Annotated in this window: 15 protein-coding genes; 4 read left to right on the top strand and 11 right to left on the bottom strand. The window is 69.5% G+C overall.

Annotated features, from left to right (window positions below):
- Nucleotides 1–4: 4 nt before the first annotated feature.
- The 3 genes from AncyloWKF20_RS17345 (at nucleotide 5) to AncyloWKF20_RS17335 (ending at nucleotide 2,694) form a co-directional block, all read left to right on the top strand.
- The gene (locus AncyloWKF20_RS17345; RefSeq protein ID WP_279315222.1) at nucleotides 5–1,384 is read left to right on the top strand and encodes a leucyl aminopeptidase family protein; all 1,380 of its coding nucleotides are present in this window, start codon (nucleotides 5–7) and stop codon (nucleotides 1,382–1,384) included.
- A gap of 84 nt (nucleotides 1,385–1,468) precedes the next feature.
- Nucleotides 1,469–1,816, top strand: coding sequence for a MarR family transcriptional regulator (locus AncyloWKF20_RS17340; protein WP_267584267.1), 348 nt, complete (start codon nucleotides 1,469–1,471; stop codon nucleotides 1,814–1,816).
- A 26-nt stretch (nucleotides 1,817–1,842) separates the two neighbouring features.
- The gene (locus AncyloWKF20_RS17335) at nucleotides 1,843–2,694 is read left to right on the top strand and encodes an NlpC/P60 family protein (protein WP_279315221.1); all 852 of its coding nucleotides are present in this window, start codon (nucleotides 1,843–1,845) and stop codon (nucleotides 2,692–2,694) included.
- A 3-nt stretch (nucleotides 2,695–2,697) separates the two neighbouring features.
- Here AncyloWKF20_RS17335 and AncyloWKF20_RS17330 read toward each other — a convergent pair whose 3' ends face one another.
- From AncyloWKF20_RS17330 to AncyloWKF20_RS17310, 5 genes are all read right to left on the bottom strand, one after another.
- Entirely contained in the window at nucleotides 2,698–5,391 is a 2,694-nt protein-coding gene (locus tag AncyloWKF20_RS17330; RefSeq protein WP_279315220.1) for an HAD-IC family P-type ATPase, read from the bottom strand.
- Between the two features lie 211 nt (nucleotides 5,392–5,602).
- Entirely contained in the window at nucleotides 5,603–6,379 is a 777-nt protein-coding gene (locus AncyloWKF20_RS17325; protein WP_279315219.1) for a DUF2076 domain-containing protein, read from the bottom strand.
- 26 nt (nucleotides 6,380–6,405) lie between these two features.
- Entirely contained in the window at nucleotides 6,406–7,128 is a 723-nt protein-coding gene (locus AncyloWKF20_RS17320; RefSeq protein ID WP_279315218.1) for a Bax inhibitor-1/YccA family protein, read from the bottom strand.
- A gap of 33 nt (nucleotides 7,129–7,161) precedes the next feature.
- On the bottom strand, nucleotides 7,162–7,950 hold the full coding sequence (locus AncyloWKF20_RS17315; protein ID WP_279315217.1) for an anti-sigma factor: 789 nt from the start codon (nucleotides 7,948–7,950) through the stop codon (nucleotides 7,162–7,164).
- On the bottom strand, nucleotides 7,934–8,488 hold the full coding sequence (locus tag AncyloWKF20_RS17310; protein ID WP_279315216.1) for a sigma-70 family RNA polymerase sigma factor: 555 nt from the start codon (nucleotides 8,486–8,488) through the stop codon (nucleotides 7,934–7,936). The genes AncyloWKF20_RS17315 and AncyloWKF20_RS17310 overlap by 17 nt, the downstream gene beginning before the upstream one ends.
- Nucleotides 8,489–8,622: 134 nt before the next feature.
- Here AncyloWKF20_RS17310 and AncyloWKF20_RS17305 point away from each other — a divergent pair, with 134 nt between their 5' ends.
- Nucleotides 8,623–9,756 carry an ROK family protein gene (locus AncyloWKF20_RS17305; RefSeq protein ID WP_279315215.1) on the top strand — a complete coding sequence of 378 codons (1,134 nt, stop codon included), beginning with the start codon at nucleotides 8,623–8,625 and terminating at the stop codon, nucleotides 9,754–9,756.
- A gap of 54 nt (nucleotides 9,757–9,810) precedes the next feature.
- On the opposite strand, the gene AncyloWKF20_RS17300 is transcribed toward AncyloWKF20_RS17305, so the two are convergent.
- The 6 genes from AncyloWKF20_RS17300 to AncyloWKF20_RS17275 form a co-directional block, all read right to left on the bottom strand.
- Nucleotides 9,811–10,254 carry a low affinity iron permease family protein gene (locus tag AncyloWKF20_RS17300; protein WP_279315214.1) on the bottom strand — a complete coding sequence of 148 codons (444 nt, stop codon included), beginning with the start codon at nucleotides 10,252–10,254 and terminating at the stop codon, nucleotides 9,811–9,813.
- A gap of 76 nt (nucleotides 10,255–10,330) precedes the next feature.
- Nucleotides 10,331–11,191 (bottom strand): glucose 1-dehydrogenase, encoded by an 861-nt coding sequence (locus AncyloWKF20_RS17295; protein WP_279315213.1) that lies wholly within the window; start codon nucleotides 11,189–11,191, stop codon nucleotides 10,331–10,333.
- A gap of 34 nt (nucleotides 11,192–11,225) precedes the next feature.
- Nucleotides 11,226–11,420, bottom strand: a complete 195-nt coding sequence (locus AncyloWKF20_RS17290; RefSeq protein ID WP_279315212.1) for a DUF3008 family protein — start codon at nucleotides 11,418–11,420, stop codon at nucleotides 11,226–11,228.
- An 89-nt stretch (nucleotides 11,421–11,509) separates the two neighbouring features.
- Nucleotides 11,510–12,016 (bottom strand): ferritin-like domain-containing protein, encoded by a 507-nt coding sequence (locus AncyloWKF20_RS17285; protein WP_279315211.1) that lies wholly within the window; start codon nucleotides 12,014–12,016, stop codon nucleotides 11,510–11,512.
- A gap of 399 nt (nucleotides 12,017–12,415) precedes the next feature.
- Nucleotides 12,416–13,324: an endonuclease/exonuclease/phosphatase family protein gene (locus AncyloWKF20_RS17280; protein WP_279315210.1), complete on the bottom strand. Its 909-nt coding sequence runs from the start codon at nucleotides 13,322–13,324 to the stop codon at nucleotides 12,416–12,418.
- Nucleotides 13,321–15,516, bottom strand: a complete 2,196-nt coding sequence (locus tag AncyloWKF20_RS17275) for a VTT domain-containing protein (RefSeq protein WP_279315209.1) — start codon at nucleotides 15,514–15,516, stop codon at nucleotides 13,321–13,323. Before AncyloWKF20_RS17275 ends, AncyloWKF20_RS17280 begins: the two co-directional genes overlap by 4 nt.
- Nucleotides 15,517–15,657 lie beyond the last annotated feature (141 nt).

Below are 15,657 nucleotides of genomic sequence, written 5' to 3'. Positions count from 1 at the left end.
CATCATGGCCGCCACGCTGATCACCGCCTCGGAGGCCGCCAATCCCCGCCCGATCTGGTGCGTGACGCCGCAGAACTGGCGCGAGGTGGCCAAGGGCCTGCCCGCCCCCGCGCTCGCTTTCGGCGAAGCGACCGGCTTCAAGGCCGAGCCCGGCGCGCTCCTCGTCCTGCCGGCGGCCGATGGCAGCATTGCCGGCGTGCTGTTCGGCTGCGAGGAAGCCCCGCGCGACCCGCTCGCCTTCGGCAAGCTCGCCACCTCCCTGCCCGCCGGCGATTATGTTCTGGAACGCGCCCCGGCGGACCCGCGCCTTGCCGCGCTCGGCCTGCTGCTCGGCGCCTACCGCTTCACGCGCTACCGCAAGCGCAGCCAGCCGGCCATCCGTCTCGTTGTGCCCGAGGGCGTCGACAAGGCGGCGCTGGAGCGCACGGCGGAGGCGGTGACGCTCACCCGCGATCTCGTCAACACGCCCGCCAACGACCTCGGCCCGGCCGAGATCGAGGCTGCCGTGCGCACGCTGGCCGCGCGCTTCGGCGGCAGCGTCCGGGTGACGACGGGCGATGATCTGCTCGCCGCCAATTTCCCGATGGTCCATGCCGTCGGCCGCGCCAGCCCGCGCGCGCCGCGCCTCATCGACCTCGCCTGGGGCGACGAGGACGCGCCGAAGGTCACGCTGGTCGGCAAGGGCGTGGCCTTCGACACCGGCGGGCTCGACATCAAGCCGTCCGCCGGCATGCTGCTGATGAAGAAGGACATGGGCGGCGCGGCGAGCGCTATCGGCCTCGCCCAGATGATCATGGGCCGCAACCTGCCCATCCGCCTGCGCCTCATCGTGCCGGCGGTGGAGAATGCGGTGTCCGGCGCCTCGTTCCGGCCGGGCGACATCCTGCCCTCGCGCAAGGGCCTCTCGGTCGAGATCGGCAACACCGATGCGGAGGGCCGGCTGATCCTCGCCGACGCGCTGGCGCTGGCCGATGAGGAAGCCCCGGAGCTGCTGATCGACTTCGCCACCCTCACCGGCGCCGCCCGCGTCGCGCTCGGCCCGCAGCTGCCGCCCGCCTATACGGATGACGACACGCTGGCCCTCGACCTCGCCCGCCACGCGACGGCGGAGGCCGATCCGCTCTGGCGCATGCCGCTGTGGCGACCCTATGCCTCCATGCTCGACAGCCCGATCGCCGACATGAACAACGCGCCCGGCGGCGGCTTTGCCGGTTCCATCACCGCCGCGCTGTTCCTCCAGCGCTTCGTCGAGCGGGCGGGAAGCTGGCTGCATCTCGATATCTACGCCTGGAACCCGTCCAACCGGCCGGGCCGGCCAGAGGGGGGCGAGGCGCAGACCATCCGTGCCCTCGACGCCCTGCTGGCGGAGCGTTACGCGCGTTAAGGAATTGTTGGCGCAGGCCGCCGCATGGTACGAACAATCCGCAGCCGTAACGATTAGCGTTACGGGGCCAACGAGGTTCGGACCATGGCGGTCGAGTTGCGCCCATCGCAGGCGCTGCGCCTGCTGCACGAGCTGTCGCTCGCGCAGGTGCGCGATGACGCGCCCGACCTCAGCCCGCGCCAGCTCGCCATCCTGCTCTGCGTCTATCTCGAAGCCCCGCCGCACACGGTGCGCGGCCTCGCCGCTCGCCTCGGCGTGACCAAGCCGGTCATCACCCGCGCCCTCGACACGATGGGCGCGCTCGGCCTCGTCTCGCGCCGCCGCGACGAGGCGGACAAGCGCAACGTCATCATCCAGCGCACGGTTGACGGCGCGCTGTATCTGGAAAAGCTGGGCGACCAGGTCGTCGCCGTCGCCCGCCATCTGCGCTGACCGGCTGCGCCTGTACGAGGACTTCCGTGACCGAACTCGATCCGCGCCTCACCCCCGCCCGGCCGGACCTCGCCGCCGCCCACCTGCGCGGCCTTATCGAGGCGCCGCGTTATGTGGAGGGCACGGCCTACCGCGTCGTGCATCCCGCCGCTCCGGTGCGCAAGGAGCCCGCCCCCGACGCGCCGCTGACCACCGAGGCGCTGTTCGGCGAGACGGCGACGATCTACGAATTCACCGAGGAAGGCTGGGCCTGGGGCCAGCTTGATGGCGACGGCTATGTCGGGTGGCTGCCGGCGGAAGCGCTCGGCCCGGTGGCGGCACCCGCCACCCACAAGGTCGTGGCGCTGCGCACGCCGGTCTTCGCCGGTCCCTCGATCAAGCTGCCGCCGCAGGGCCTGCTCTCGCTCGGCAGCCGGGTCATCGTGGTCGAGGCGCGCGAGCGGTTCAGCGTGACGGCGGAAGGCGGTTTCATCTTCAGCGCCCATCTCGCCCCGCTCGATGTGGTGGAGGGCGATGTCGTCGCGCAGGCTGCGCGCTATCTCGGCGCCGCCTATCTCTGGGGCGGGCGCTCCAGCCTCGGGCTCGACTGTTCGGGCCTCGTGCAAATGGCGCTCACCGCCTGCGGCATCGCCTGCCCGCGCGATAGCGACATGCAGGAAAAGGCGCTCGGCGCCGCTCTTGCCTTCGACGGCGATCTCACCGCGCTCGGGCGCGGCGACCTGCTGTTCTGGCCCGGCCATGTCGGCATCGTCGAGGACGGGGAGACGCTGCTCCACGCCACCGCCTTCTTCATGTCCGTGGTGCGCGAGCCGCTCGGCGCGGCGCTCGCCCGCATCGAGGCCAGCGGCACGCCCCTGCGCAGCGTGCGCCGGCTCTGAGCCTCACAGCTCGTCGCGGAACAGGCCGAGCCGGCGCAGCACGGCCTTCTCGGCTTCCAGCACGACCATCAGCAGCACGCCGACGCCCACCACCATCACCCCGTCGAGGAAGCTGACGGGTCGCGTGTCGAACACCGCCTGCAGCGGCGGCGCGTAGGTGAAGGCGAACTGCGCCAGCGTCACCCCCGCCAGCGCGATCAGCACCGCCCGCGTGCCGAGCGCCCCGCGCCAGGTGAGCGACGTCATGTGCAGAAAGCGCACATTGAACAGGTAGAAGATCTCCATCACCACGATGGTGTTCACCACCAGCGTGCGGGCGGTGGCGAGATCCTGCCCGCGCGCCAGCGCCAGATGCAGGATGGCGAAGGACGCCAGCATGAACAGCAGCGACACCAGCGCGATGCGCCAGATCATGAAGGGCGTGAGCAGGCTCGCCCGTGCCGGGCGCGGGGGGCGCGCCATGGTGCCGGGCTCGGTCGGCTCGAAGGCCAGCGCAAGGCCCAGCGTCACGCTGAGGATGAGGTTGAGCCAGAGGATCTGCGCCGGTGACATCGGCAGCGTCGCGCCGATGAGAATGGCGACGACGACGCCCAGCACCTCGCCGCCATTGGTCGGCAGGGTCCAGGCGATCATCTTGCGGATGTTGTCATAGACGGTGCGCCCCTCCTTCACCGCCGCGACGATGGAGGCGAAATTGTCATCGAGCAGTACCACCTCGGCGGCCTGCTTGGCGGCCTCGGTGCCCTTGCGGCCCATGGCGATGCCAACATCGGCCTGTTTGAGCGAGGGCGCGTCATTCACCCCGTCGCCGGTCATCGCCACCACCGCGCCAGCCGTCTGCAGCGCACGCACGATGCGCAGCTTGTTCTCCGGGCTGGTGCGGGCGAACACCGTTGTCTCCTTCGCCCGGCCGATAAGGGCGTCATCGTCGGTGGCATCCACCTCCGCGCCCGTCATCACCCGCGGCTCGGCGCCGAGCCCGAGCTGGCGGGCGATGGCCTGGGCGGTCGCCCCGTGGTCGCCGGTGATCATCTTCACGCCGATGCCGGCGGTCTGGCACTCGGCGATGGCCGCCATGGCCTCGGCACGCGGCGGGTCGATGAAGCCGACCAGACCGAGGAACTCCATGTCCTCAAGGTCGCTGAAGGCGAGGCGACCGCTCCCGGTGTCGGTCAGGCGCCTCGCGGCAAAGCCGAGCAACCGCTCGCCCTGCCGGGCCGTCGCCTCGATGGCGGCGCCCCAGCGCGCTTCACCCTCCCCCGCGCAGAGCGCCAGCACCGCCTCCGGTGCGCCCTTCGCGAAGATGACCGCCTCGCCGGACGGCCCGCGCGCCAGCACCGCCATGAAACGATAGGCGGCATCGAAAGGGATGGCGTCGAGCCGCTGCCACGCCCCGCGCTCAAAGGCCGGCACCAGCCCGCCCTTCACGGCAAGCGCCACCAGCGCCGCCTCCATTGGATCACCCTCGGCGTGCCAATGGCCCGCCTCGGCGCGCAGATGCGCGTCATTACACAGCAGCCCGCAGCGCAGCAGCGCCTCCACGGCGGCGCCCGACGCCTCCGGCCCGCTCAGCTCGCCCTCCGGCGCGTAGCCGATACCGGAGACGTCAATGGCGGCCACCGATACGGCGTCGCCGGGAACGAAGAGCCGGCGCGCCGTCATCTCGTTGCGGGTGAGCGTGCCGGTCTTGTCCGAGCAGATGATCGAGGTCGCGCCCAGCGTCTCCACCGCCGGCAGGAGACGGATCACCGCGTTGCGCCGGGCCATGCGGCGCACGCCGATGGCGAGGGTAATGGTGATGACCGCCGGCAGCCCCTCCGGCACCACGCCGACCGCGAGCGCCACCACCGCCATCAGCGCCTCGCTCCAGCCATAGCCGCGCAGCAGCACGGCAACGAGGAACAGCACGCCGCCGGCGATCAGCACCGCGCCGGTGAAGCGGCGGGCAAAGGCGTCGATCTCGCGCAGCAGGGGCGTCGCCATGGGCTCGACCCCCGCCATCAGCGTGCCGATGCGGCCGATCTGCGTGCGCGCCCCCGTGGCGACGACGATGCCGGTCCCCTGCCCGGCCGCGACCGTCGTGCCGGAGAATGCCATGGAGTGCCGGTCACCGAGCGGCGCCTCCGCCGGGGCGGGCGCCTCACGCTTCTGCGCGGCGAGCGATTCGCCGGTCAGCATCGCCTCGTCGATCAGCATGCCCCGCGCCTCGATCAGCCGGGTATCGGCCGGCACCCGGTCGCCCGCCTCCAGCAGCACGAGGTCGCCGGGCACAAGATCGCGCGCGGCGATGCTCTGACGCTGGCTGGCACGAATGACGTTGGCGTGCGGCGCGACCAGATTGCGGATCCCCCGCAGCGCCTCTTCGGCCCGCCCCTCCTGCACGAAGCCGACGATGGCGTTCGCCAGCACCACCGCGATGATGACGCCGGCATCGACATAATGGCCGAGAATCAGCGCCGCGACCGCGCCGGCCAGCAGGAAGTAGATCAGCGCATTGTTGAACTGGGCGAGGAAGCGGCGGAGCGGCGAGGGCCCTTTGGGCTCCGGCAGCGCGTTCGGCCCATGCGCGGCGAGGCGACGGCGCGCCTCCTCGGTGGGAAGCCCCGTGGCGGGGGCGTCCAGCCGCGCGGCGACGTCGGTGTGGCTCAGCGCGTGCCAGCGGGCCTCGGGGGCGTGCGCGGGATCGGCGAGGGTCATGGCGGGCGCCTTCCGTTGCGTGAGCGAAAAGCGACGCTAGCGGCTGAGCCCCGTCCGACAACCGGACTTTCCCGGATGCCCGGCGGAAAGCTCGCTCACAAAGCCGAGGGCACGGAGCCTCGCTGGCCCGGCAACCGAGCTGGCGACAGAAAAATGGGGCCGGCGTGAACCGGCCCCAAGGAGAGGATCCACGGGGGATCCGAGGGAAGGGTCAAATCTCTTCGTCGCCGCCGAACCAGCCGCCGCCGTCGAACCAGCCGCCTTCATCGGCGGCGTTGATGTCGTCGGCGCCCGCATCGGCCGCATTGTCGGCAGGCGCATCCGCCGCCGGCTCGGCCGGCGCTTCCGCGGCTTTCGCCTCGCCGCCGGAGAGCATGCTGGAAATGGCGCTGCCCAGAAGCACGCCGCCCGCCACGCCCATCGCCGTCTGCGCCGCGCCGGCGAGGAACCCGCCGCCACCGCCGCCAAAGCCCGGCCGGCCGAAGGCGCCGGGCTGCTGGGCCATCCCCGGCTGCCCCATGCCGGGAGCTCCCATGCCGGGCTGGCCATAGCCGGGCTGTCCCGGCTGTGCCGTGGGCGCGCCGCCCCAGGCGGGGGAGGAAGCCCCCGCCGCCGCGCCGGCGCCCGAGCCGAAGGCGGTGCTGGTCGTGCGCGGCATGGACGGGACCGAGCCGCGCCGGGCCGGCGTCGCACCCGAGCCGAACAGGCTGCCGAACAGCCCGCCGGAGCTGGCCGGACGCGACTCACTGGCCTGACGCTCCACCTCTTCGGCCTGACGCTCCAGCTCCTCGATGCGCGCCTGCGCCTGCTGAAGGGCGTAGTCCTGCATCACGATGGTCTGCGCCATCAGGTAGGGCGCCGCCGGCTGGCGGGCGATGCGCTCGGCGATGTAGCCCTCGGCCTGCCCGTCGCGCGGGGGCGAGCGGCGTTCCGCCTCGACGAGCTTTTCGAAAAGCCCGTCAATAGCTTGGCGATCCTGGTCGTTCATCACGGATACCCTCGCTTCGTCCAATCTCACTCCCGCTCGCCCGCGAGGTTGAGCAGAAGCTGGAAGATGTTGACGAAGTTGAGATAGAGCGACAGCGCGCCGAACACAGCGAGCTTCTGCTGCGATTCCGCATCGAAGTTGTCGGCGTACTGCTCCTTGATGCTCTGCGTATCCCAAGCCGTCAGACCGACGAACACAAGAATACCCACCACGGAGACGATGAATTGCAGCATCGTCGAGCCGAGGAAGATGTTGACCACGCTGGCGATGACGACGCCGATCAGGCCCATGATCAGGAACGAGCCGAACTGCGACAGATCACGCTTGGTGGTATAGCCATAAAGACTGGTCGCACCGAACATGGTCGCGGCGATGAAGAAGGTCCGCGCGATCGAGGTGCCGGTGAACACCAGGAAGATCGACGCCATGGACAGACCCATCACCGCGCAGAAGGCCCAGAACATGGACTGCGCCGCGCTGGCCGACATCGACTGGATGCGGAACGAGAAGAACAGCACGAAGGCGATCGGGGCGAGCATCACCACCCACTTCAGCGGGGTGGAGAAGATCGGCACGTAAAGCGCCGGCGTGGTGCCGACGATAAAGGCCACGGCGCCGGTGATGACGAGGCCGAGCGCCATGTAGTTGTACACGCGCAGCATGTGGCGGCGCAGGCCCTCGTCGAAGACGGCCTGGTCGATGCCGCGCGACGCGGTCTGCCACTGGTAGCCGAAATTCGGCGTGTTCATGTCTCTCTCCATCGAGAAAACGACCCGTCAGGGTCAGTAGAGCGAGCGCGCCAGAGCGGCGGCTGCCCGATCGAGTTCGCGGGTCTCGCCCTGGGCGACCAGGGCATAGGCGACCTCCCCGACCTGCCAATAGGCGGCGTTGAGGTCTTCCCGCGGAACAGTGGTGGCCGGCACCACGTCGAAACTGCCCGGCCGGACGGCGAACAGCGACACGGCGCCGAAATCTTTTGTCTTCACAGCGACTTCCACGCTCGGACCGAAGGCCGACGGGAAGACCTGGACGTCCGAGACCTGCCAGTCCTCCGGCAGCTGCGGAACGACGATGGCGGTCGCGGCTCGGATCTCCGCCGGGTCATAGGCGGCAGAGCCGGGCTGCGAACTCATGCCGGCGCGCAGCTGGCTGGTGCGGTGCGCGCGCACCGCATCCTCCAGATAGGCCGGCGGCAGATCGGAGGCGACGACCCGGCTCACACCGAGCGGACCGAACTGCCCATGCGCCAGCCAGCCCGCGCCGATGAGCAGCGCGACCGAGGCGGCCAGGCGCAGCCGGCGCATCCAGCGCTCGCGCGACAGCGCCCCTTCCAGCCGGCGCGCCGCATCGGCGGTGGCCAGCCGCGCCGGGGCGCTTAGCACCGAGCGCGGCGTATCCGCCAGCGCAAGGCGCAGTTCGTCGCGAATGCGCAGATCGGCCATCACCCGCGAGGCCTCAGCCGGATGGACGCTGAGATACGCCTCGACATCGATACGGCGGGCGACGTTCAGCTCGTCATCGACATAGGCCTGCAGGTCGTCATCGGAGACGGGATCAAGCGGACGGTTCATCCGCACCTCCTACAAGTCGCAAATGGGTCGGGCGCGCCGCCCCGCCTTCCTCCATCGCCCGCAAACTGGCGCGGGCGCGGGACAGGCGGGACATCAGCGTGCCCACGGGAATGCCGAGCGCGGCCGCCGCCTCGGCATAGCCAAGGCCTTCAATCGCCACGAGATGCAGCGCGGCGCGCTGCTCCTCCGGCAACTGCATGAAGGCCTCGCGCACCTGGGCGAGGCGCACATGATGCTCCTGCGCCGGTTCGCCCGCCGGCTCGGCAAGCTCCAGCACGCGGCGGCTGCGTTCATCGTCGGCCAGGCGGGCGCGGCGCTTGTCGATGAAGGTGTTGTGCAGGATGGACAGGAGCCAGCCGCGCAACCCCTTCGCCGCCGCGCGCTCGGGCGAAAAGCTGCCGCGCTTCTCATAGGCGCGAACCAGCGCGTCGTGGACGAGATCCTCCGCATCGGCGTCGTCGCGGGTGAGCGAACGCGCATAGCGTCGCAGCACCCCCAACTGGGCCGGTACGTCGAACATGGTCTGATCGCGCTTCATGTGGGGTATACGGAGCCCTGCCGCAGATTATTCCCACCCTCGCACGAATTTTTCGCGACCGGCGAACAGGGAACGCCGGGCCGTTCCATCCGTTCTCCCGCAGCATCAATTCGGGCGGAGTGTGACGAACCATCATGGCTGAAAAATCCCGTGCCGCCGCCGTTCCCGCCAAACCCGCCCCACCCGCCGTGTCGCATGGTTCGCCAACCCTCAGCGCGGTAACGATCGACGCCAGCAACAGCCAGCTTCGCGAGGAGGACGGCTTCCTCGGTGACCGGGCGCGGCGGGCGGCATTTTTCGAGTTTCTCGACCGCTGGCGCGAGGTGGCGGGGGGCGAAAATCCGCTCGGCGAGGAACCAACCTCGGCTATCTCCAAGCGGCAGATCGATGATTTCCTGCGCGAGGGTAACCCGGTCGAGCAGGCCATCGTGCTGAGCGCGATCGAGGAATACGCGCAGGAGCTCTCTACCGTCGTGCGCCGGCTGCTGCGGACCAAGGAGTGGCGCGGGACCGAGCGGATCGCCGTCGGTGGCGGGTTGAAGGCGGGGCGGTTCGCGGAAATCGCCATTGCCCGCGCCGAACTCATCGCCCGCGCGCAGGATGTGCCCATCGAACTGCGCCCGATTCCCCATCACCCGGACGAGGCCGGGCTGATCGGCGCGGTTCATCTGGCGCCGAGCTGGATGTTCGCCAGCTTCGGCGAGATCCTTGCCGTCGATATTGGCGGCACCAACATCCGCGCCGGCATTGTGCGCTTGAGCCTTGATAAAGCTGAAGATTTGTCGAAGGCGAAGGTCCGCACCAGCCAGATCTGGCGGCATGGCGACGAGGATCCCAAGCGCGAGCACGCGGTGGAGCGGCTGGTCGACATGCTCAAGGATATGGTCGCTGAAGCGGAGAAGGAGGGACTATCGCTCGCCCCCTTCATTGGCATTGGCTGCCCCGGCTTGATTGAATCCGATGGCTCTATCGCGGCGGGAGCGCAGAATTTGCCGGGGAATTGGGAGAGCTCGCGCTTCAACCTGCCGGCGGCGCTGTGGGAGGCGATCCCGCAGATCGGCGGTCGCGAGACCACCATCGTGATGCATAATGATGCGGTTGTTCAGGGACTTAGCGTCGTACCTTTCATGCAGGACGTCGCCCATTGGGGCGTGCTGACCATCGGCACCGGGCTGGGCAATGCCCGCTTCACCAATCGCAACCGGCCGAATGCGGAAGAAAAAGCCGCTGCCAAGCGGAGTAAAACCAAAGAAAAGGCGAAGGACTGATCCGGTGACGGGCGCCGCCCTTTCCGGGCGCGGCGCCCGTCGCAACCGCGCCGCTCAGTCGCCGGGCGGAACCGCCGGTTTGCCGTCGGCGGTGGCGCCGCTCTCCCGCTCGCGGCGGGCGAGTTCCTCATATTCCCGGCGGATCCGCTCGAGAGCGGTGTCATCCAGCTCCTCGAGATCGAGCAGGATACGCCGCGCGCGGTCGTTCTTGGCGATCAGCTCGTCGATCTTGATGTGCAGCGCGGCGGTGTCGCGGTTCTGGCTGTTCTGAATGACGAACACCATCAGGAAGGTGATGATGGTGGTCGAGGTGTTGATCACCAGCTGCCAGGTATCGCCGAAGCCGAAGAGCGGCCCGCTGGCGCCCCACAGCACGATCAGACCGAGCGCGCCCGCGAAAACCACGGGCTTGCCGGTCTGAAGCGAGATCCATTGCGAGAAACGGGTGAAGAAGGAGCGGCGCGGGGCGCCGGACGTGCTGCGGGGGCTCATTGACATCCACTCGGCCGTCCACATGACGGGACCGAGGGGAACGCCCGCGCGCGGCGCGCGTTCCCGCCCATCATCGCCCGCGTCAGATCATCGGCGCGCCGCCGGTCACCGCGATGGTGGCGCCCGACACATAGCTGGAGAGCGGATCGGCCAGCATCACATAGGCGGTGGCGAGTTCGGCCGGCTGGCCCGGCCGCTTCATCGGCACTTGCTCGCCAAAATGCTTCACCTTTTCCGGCGGCATGGTCGAGGGGATCAGCGGGGTCCAGATCGGCCCCGGCGCCACCGCGTTCACGCGAATATTGCGCGCCGCCAGCATCTGGGCGAGGCCGGCGGTGAAGTTCTGTATCGCGCCCTTGGTGGTGGCATAGGCCAGCAGGTTCGGGCTCGGCTTGTCGGAATTGATCGAGGCGGTGTTGATGATCGAGCCGCCCTCTTCCATGTGCGGCGCTGCCGCCTTGCAGATGTAGAACATGGCGTGGACGTTGACGCGGAAGGTCAGCTCCCACTCCTCGTCGGAAATATCCTCGATCGTCTCGAAACTTGCCTGATGGGCGGCATTGTTGACGAGGATGTCGATGCCGCCGAGCTCGCGCTGCGCGGTTTCCACCAGTTCGCGGCAGTGGTCGGCGTGCTGGATATCCCCGGGCACGAGGATAGCGCGGCGGCCGGCCTCCTCGACCAGACGCTGGGTCTCCGCCGCGTCGTCGCCCTCATTGAGGTAGGAGATGACGAGATCCGCGCCTTCGCGGGCATAGGCGATGGCGACGGCGCGGCCAATGCCGCTGTCGCCGCCGGTGATGAGCGCGCGCTTGCCCTGGAGCCGACCGGAGCCCTTATAGCTCTCCTCGCCATGGTCCGGGCGGGGCTGCATGCTGGCGGTCATGCCGGGCATGGGCTGGGGCTGTTCGGCAAAAGGCGGCTTCGGGTAATGGGCGGTCATCGCGGATCTCCTCGGATCGTCGGGCGGCATGACCTCAGGATTTGCGGTCATCGACATGGTCGGGCTTGCCCGTGCGGGGCGTGGCGGCGAGTTCCTCAAGCTGGCGCTCGCTCATCGACTGCTCCATCGACTTCGAGGCACCCTTGAGCGCACGCGCCGGCATGTCACCGCGCTTCGCGGCGAGGGCGGCGCCGGCCGCTTTCTGCTGGGCCTTGGATTTTGCGGGCATGACAGCCTCCTTCCATGATTGTTCGGGAAACCGAACGCGGCTGTAGCGGGAGGGACAAGCCCTCCCGCCACCGTCATCTGCCACCTGCCTTACTCGGCAGCGCGCAGATTGACCTTGGATTCCGCAAGCTGGGTCAGCTTGGAATCGGCGTTCTTTTCCTCGGCAAGGGTCTTTTCGAGGATGCTCGCGCAGTCAGGCCGGCCCAGCTGCTTGGCCCAGGCGGCCAGCGTGCCGTAGCGGGTCATCTCGTAATGCTCGACCGCCTGCGCGGCGGCGATCAGGGCGGCGTCGAGCACCTGCTTATCGGCCACCTCGCCGGCGACCTCCTCGGCCTCGTCGATGATCCCGTCGATCGCCGGACAAGTAACGGATTTCACTTCTACGCCGTGAAGCCGGAAAACTTCTTCCAGGCGCACGATGTGATTCTTGGTCTCGGTGAGATGGCCCGTGAAATCTGCCTTGAGCTGCGGATCGGTTGCCTTGTCGATCATCTTCGGCAAAGCCTTCACGATCTTGTTCTCGGCGTAGTAAATATCCTGAAGCTGATGGACGAACAGATCGTCCATCGTCTGGATGTCCTTGGAAAACAGACCCATTGTATTTTCCTCCTGAATGGCTTGGTTCTACCGCCATCGCGCGCGGTATTAGGAGCTCGCACCGGCAGCTTCTGGCAGAACAACACACGAGGAGACGGGCCGTTCCCGGATTTATTAACCGTAATATCCGCAGGATCGGAACACCGCGACAGGCTGCACACATCGAACCGGATGACCAGTCAGTGCAGTCAGGTGGACGATGTGTACGAGGAGGTGGACGAATGTGTGCAGGCAAGCGCGTCTCATTCACCCCCGCCGCACGCGGCTCACCGCCCCCTTCACATCTGCGTCGGCTGCTGGTCGGGACCGGGGGTCGGGCGCTCGCCTGGAACGGGCGGCGCGGGCGGCGGGTCGCTGATGACGGGCGGCCGGGGGTCGCGAATGGCGGGCACCTCCGGATCACGCACCGGCGGGCGCACCGGGTCGCGGATCGGTTCCGGCGTCGGGGCCGGCCCCGGCAGGGGCGGGCCTCCCGGCGGGATCGGTGAGGGAGACGGGTTGTCGGGAGTCAGTTGCGGCGCCATGGACTGAGCCTCCGGTCTGCCACCAGTCCGGGGCAACGTCCCCCTCGCCCGCGGGTTCCCACGCCGCCGTGCCCGACGGCAGGCGGATCTCGGCGATGACGGGCAGGTGGTCGGAGGCGAAGCGCGCCTCGCGGTCGGTCCAGGCTCGCGCGATCATGCCCTCATGGCTGCCATAGATACGGTCGAGCCGCATCACCGGCCAGCGGGCGGGGAAGCTGCGCAGCTCGGTGCGCTCGGGCAGCACGCGGGTCAGCGTGCGGGTCACCAGCCCGAAGGAGAACCAGTCGTTGAAATCCCCCATCATCACCGTCGGCAGCGGCCGGCGGCGCTTGGCCATGGCGGCGAGCGTCATCACCTGCCGGCGCCGCTCGCCGATCGCCAGCCCGACATGGACGGCGACCACATGCAGCGGGCCCGAAGGCGTCAGCACCTGCGCCTCGATCGCGATGCGCGGCTCGCGCCGGCGCACGGAGAGGTCGTGCAGCTCGACGGCCCGCGTCGGCCAGCGCGAGAACAGGGCGTGGCCGTAATGCCCGTCCGGCGCGACGATGGTGCGCGCCTCGGTGAAATGGCCGATGCCGAGCCCCTCCAGCGGGGCGAGGCACTCAATGCCACGCCCACGCGTGTCGATCTCCTGAAGGGCAAGTATATCCGGCTTGTGGCGGGCGATCAGCGCGGCGATGCGGTCGAGGTCGAAAGCGCCATCCGGCCCGACCCCGCCATGGATGTTCCAGCTCATCACCTTCAGCGTCGCGGCCGAGGGACGGGGCTGCACGGCGTTCACGCGCGGCCCCGCATCCGCGCCACCAGCATTTGCAGGCCGAGCGAGACCAGGATCCACAGCACGACGAAGCCGGCCAGCATGGCGACGCTGCCCAGCGAGGGCTGGCTGATGACATCGACGATCTGCCGGCCGAGCGCGGTGAGCACGACGAGGCCGGGAAGCAGCCCCAGCGCGGTGCCCGCCGTGTAGTCGAGAAAGCGCACGCCCGCCGCGCCGGCGACGAGGTTGACCACGGTGAAGGGCGCCACCGGCACCATGCGCACCGTCGCCACCGCCAGCACGCCGCTTTCGGTGAGGCGGCGGCGGATGCGGTTGATGCGCGGGCCGATAAAGCGGCGCACCAGCCCGGAACCCAGCCGGCGGCCGATGCCATAGGTGGCGAGCGCGCTCGCCATGGCGCCGATGCCGGCGATCAGCGCCCCGGTCCAGCCGCCGAACAAAGCGACGGTGGCCACGATGAGCACCGAGACCGGGAAGATGAGGAAACCGGCAACGATGAAGACACCGACCATGAAGGCCGGCGCCCAGGGCCGGTGGGCGATGCTGTCCAGCGCGGCGATGATGCGCTCGGGCTCGGAGAGCGGGGAATAGGCCCAGGCGATCAGCAGCCCCACCACCACCAGCGCGGCGACGCCGAGCGCCACCAGCCAGCGCTTGCGCGGGTTGCGGGCGGCCTCTTCCGGGCGCTCCTCATAGATCGGCTCGACGGGATCGGCGAGGGAATCGATGCCGATCAGCATGTCCGCCTCGCCCTCGCGCGGCACCGGCACGAGACGGCGCCCCTTGGCGGGCGCGGCGTTGTCGATGAGGGCGGTGAGCGAGCCGGCGCGCTCGATGGCGGCGCCGACCTCCTCGGCGGAAAGGCCGAGATGCTCGCCGAGCATGCGGTCGCGCACGGCGAGCACGGCCGCGCGTTCATCCGCGTCATCGGCGTCGATCACGAGGTCGCACTCGCTGTCGAAGCCCATGGAGCGGTTGCACAGATTGGCCGAGCCGATGCGCAGCAGCCGGTCGTCGACGATGGTGACCTTGGAATGCACCATGATCGGGGCCGACGCCGCGTCACCCTCGCCCTCGCCCTCCACCTGCGGGAAGACGACGCGCACGCGGTCGGCGACGCCGGAGGCATCGAGCCGCTGCAGCACGCGGGCGCGGCCGGCGCCCATGGACTGGTGCTCGAACCAGCTGCGGTAGCCCTGCGGCACGACGATGATGGCTTCGAGCGCGGGCCGCTCGCGCAGCCGCGCGATCAGCCGCTCGGTGAAGCGCTCGCAGGTGAAGAACTGATTCTCGAGGTAGAGTTGGCGCTCGGCGCTGTCGATCATGTCGAAGAACAGCGCCTCGACCTCGCGCACCTCCGGCTCCGCCTCGAAGGCGGGCAGGGTGCGGGAAATGCCGATGCCGATGTCGCGGAAATCCGGCGCCAGCCCCTCGGGCCAGCGGTCAGTGGTGACGCGCCGGCGGGGCGGGGGCAGGCGCTCGCAGGCCGCGCGCTTCCAGCGGTCGCGAAAAAGCCGGCCGAGGGCGGACGCGGCGGCGCCATCGACCGCCATCTGCACATCATGGAACGGGGCGTAGGCCGCGCCCGTCGGGTCGATCCGGCGCGGGTCGTCCGGCACATGGTCGCTGGTGTCCCAGCGCCGGCGGGTGAGGTCGAGCCCGCCGGAAAACGCCATGGCGTCGTCGATCACCACGATCTTCTGGTGGTGCGAGGCGCCGAGCGGGAGCGAATCGTCGAGGCACAGCTCGATCTGCGGCGGGGTGGACCACAGGAAGGAATAGATCGGCGTCAGCTCGCGCTCGAAGGCGAACAGCACGGAATAGTCCCACAGCAGCAGCCGCACGCGCAGGCGCGGGTTGCGCGCCACCAGCGCCGAGAGGAAGGCGGCGAGCGTCTCCGGCAGGCCGTCATCGGCGGTGCCCTCCGGGCCGACCAGCTTCATGCGGCTGTCGAGATCCCAGCCGGCGATGTGGATGGTCTCGCGCGCCTCGATCAGCGCGCGGCGCAGCGCGCCGAAATAATTCGCGCCATCGGCGATGATTGCGGCGCGCGGGGCGTGCTCGATGCGCCAGACATTGCGGCCCGGCCGCAGCACCGGCCCTTCCGACAGCGGCGCGGGCGGGGAGGCCTTGACCGGCGTCGGGCGCTCGGCGAGCGCGTTTTCCATCATGTCTTCGGCGAGCTGCGGCATGGTGGTCGGGTCTCCGGGTCGCGCGGGGCGGCGCCTGATTCCCGCCGTCAACCGCCGCCGCGCGCCAAGGTTCCCCCGCGCAGTACCGCCCTGCAGACAGGACAGATCGGTCCTGCGCAAACGCCACCCCCGCGCGCTTGT

The sequence above is a fragment of the Ancylobacter sp. WKF20 genome (assembly GCF_029760895.1).
Taxonomy (GTDB): domain Bacteria; phylum Pseudomonadota; class Alphaproteobacteria; order Rhizobiales; family Xanthobacteraceae; genus Ancylobacter.
The sequence above is the reverse complement of the archived record's forward strand: the minus strand, read 5'-3'. Positions and strand labels throughout refer to the sequence as shown.

Excerpts from the sequence above, each read along its gene's own strand:
- AncyloWKF20_RS17285 (WP_279315211.1), bottom strand. The coding sequence starts at position 12,016 with ATGGGTCTGTTTTCCAAGGACATCCAGACGATGGACGATCTGTTCGTC.
- AncyloWKF20_RS17295 (WP_279315213.1), bottom strand. The coding sequence starts at position 11,191 with ATGACCGCCCATTACCCGAAGCCGCCTTTTGCCGAACAGCCCCAGCCC.
- AncyloWKF20_RS17340 (WP_267584267.1), top strand. The coding sequence starts at position 1,469 with ATGGCGGTCGAGTTGCGCCCATCGCAGGCGCTGCGCCTGCTGCACGAG.
- AncyloWKF20_RS17300 (WP_279315214.1), bottom strand. The coding sequence starts at position 10,254 with ATGTCAATGAGCCCCCGCAGCACGTCCGGCGCCCCGCGCCGCTCCTTC.
- AncyloWKF20_RS17275 (WP_279315209.1), bottom strand. The coding sequence starts at position 15,516 with ATGCCGCAGCTCGCCGAAGACATGATGGAAAACGCGCTCGCCGAGCGC.
- AncyloWKF20_RS17345 (WP_279315222.1), top strand. The coding sequence starts at position 5 with ATGGCCGCCACGCTGATCACCGCCTCGGAGGCCGCCAATCCCCGCCCG.
- AncyloWKF20_RS17315 (WP_279315217.1), bottom strand. The coding sequence starts at position 7,950 with ATGAACCGTCCGCTTGATCCCGTCTCCGATGACGACCTGCAGGCCTAT.
- AncyloWKF20_RS17305 (WP_279315215.1), top strand. The coding sequence starts at position 8,623 with ATGGCTGAAAAATCCCGTGCCGCCGCCGTTCCCGCCAAACCCGCCCCA.
- AncyloWKF20_RS17325 (WP_279315219.1), bottom strand. The coding sequence starts at position 6,379 with ATGAACGACCAGGATCGCCAAGCTATTGACGGGCTTTTCGAAAAGCTC.
- AncyloWKF20_RS17320 (WP_279315218.1), bottom strand. The coding sequence starts at position 7,128 with ATGAACACGCCGAATTTCGGCTACCAGTGGCAGACCGCGTCGCGCGGC.
- AncyloWKF20_RS17330 (WP_279315220.1), bottom strand. The coding sequence starts at position 5,391 with ATGACCCTCGCCGATCCCGCGCACGCCCCCGAGGCCCGCTGGCACGCG.
- AncyloWKF20_RS17290 (WP_279315212.1), bottom strand. The coding sequence starts at position 11,420 with ATGCCCGCAAAATCCAAGGCCCAGCAGAAAGCGGCCGGCGCCGCCCTC.
- AncyloWKF20_RS17310 (WP_279315216.1), bottom strand. The coding sequence starts at position 8,488 with ATGAAGCGCGATCAGACCATGTTCGACGTACCGGCCCAGTTGGGGGTG.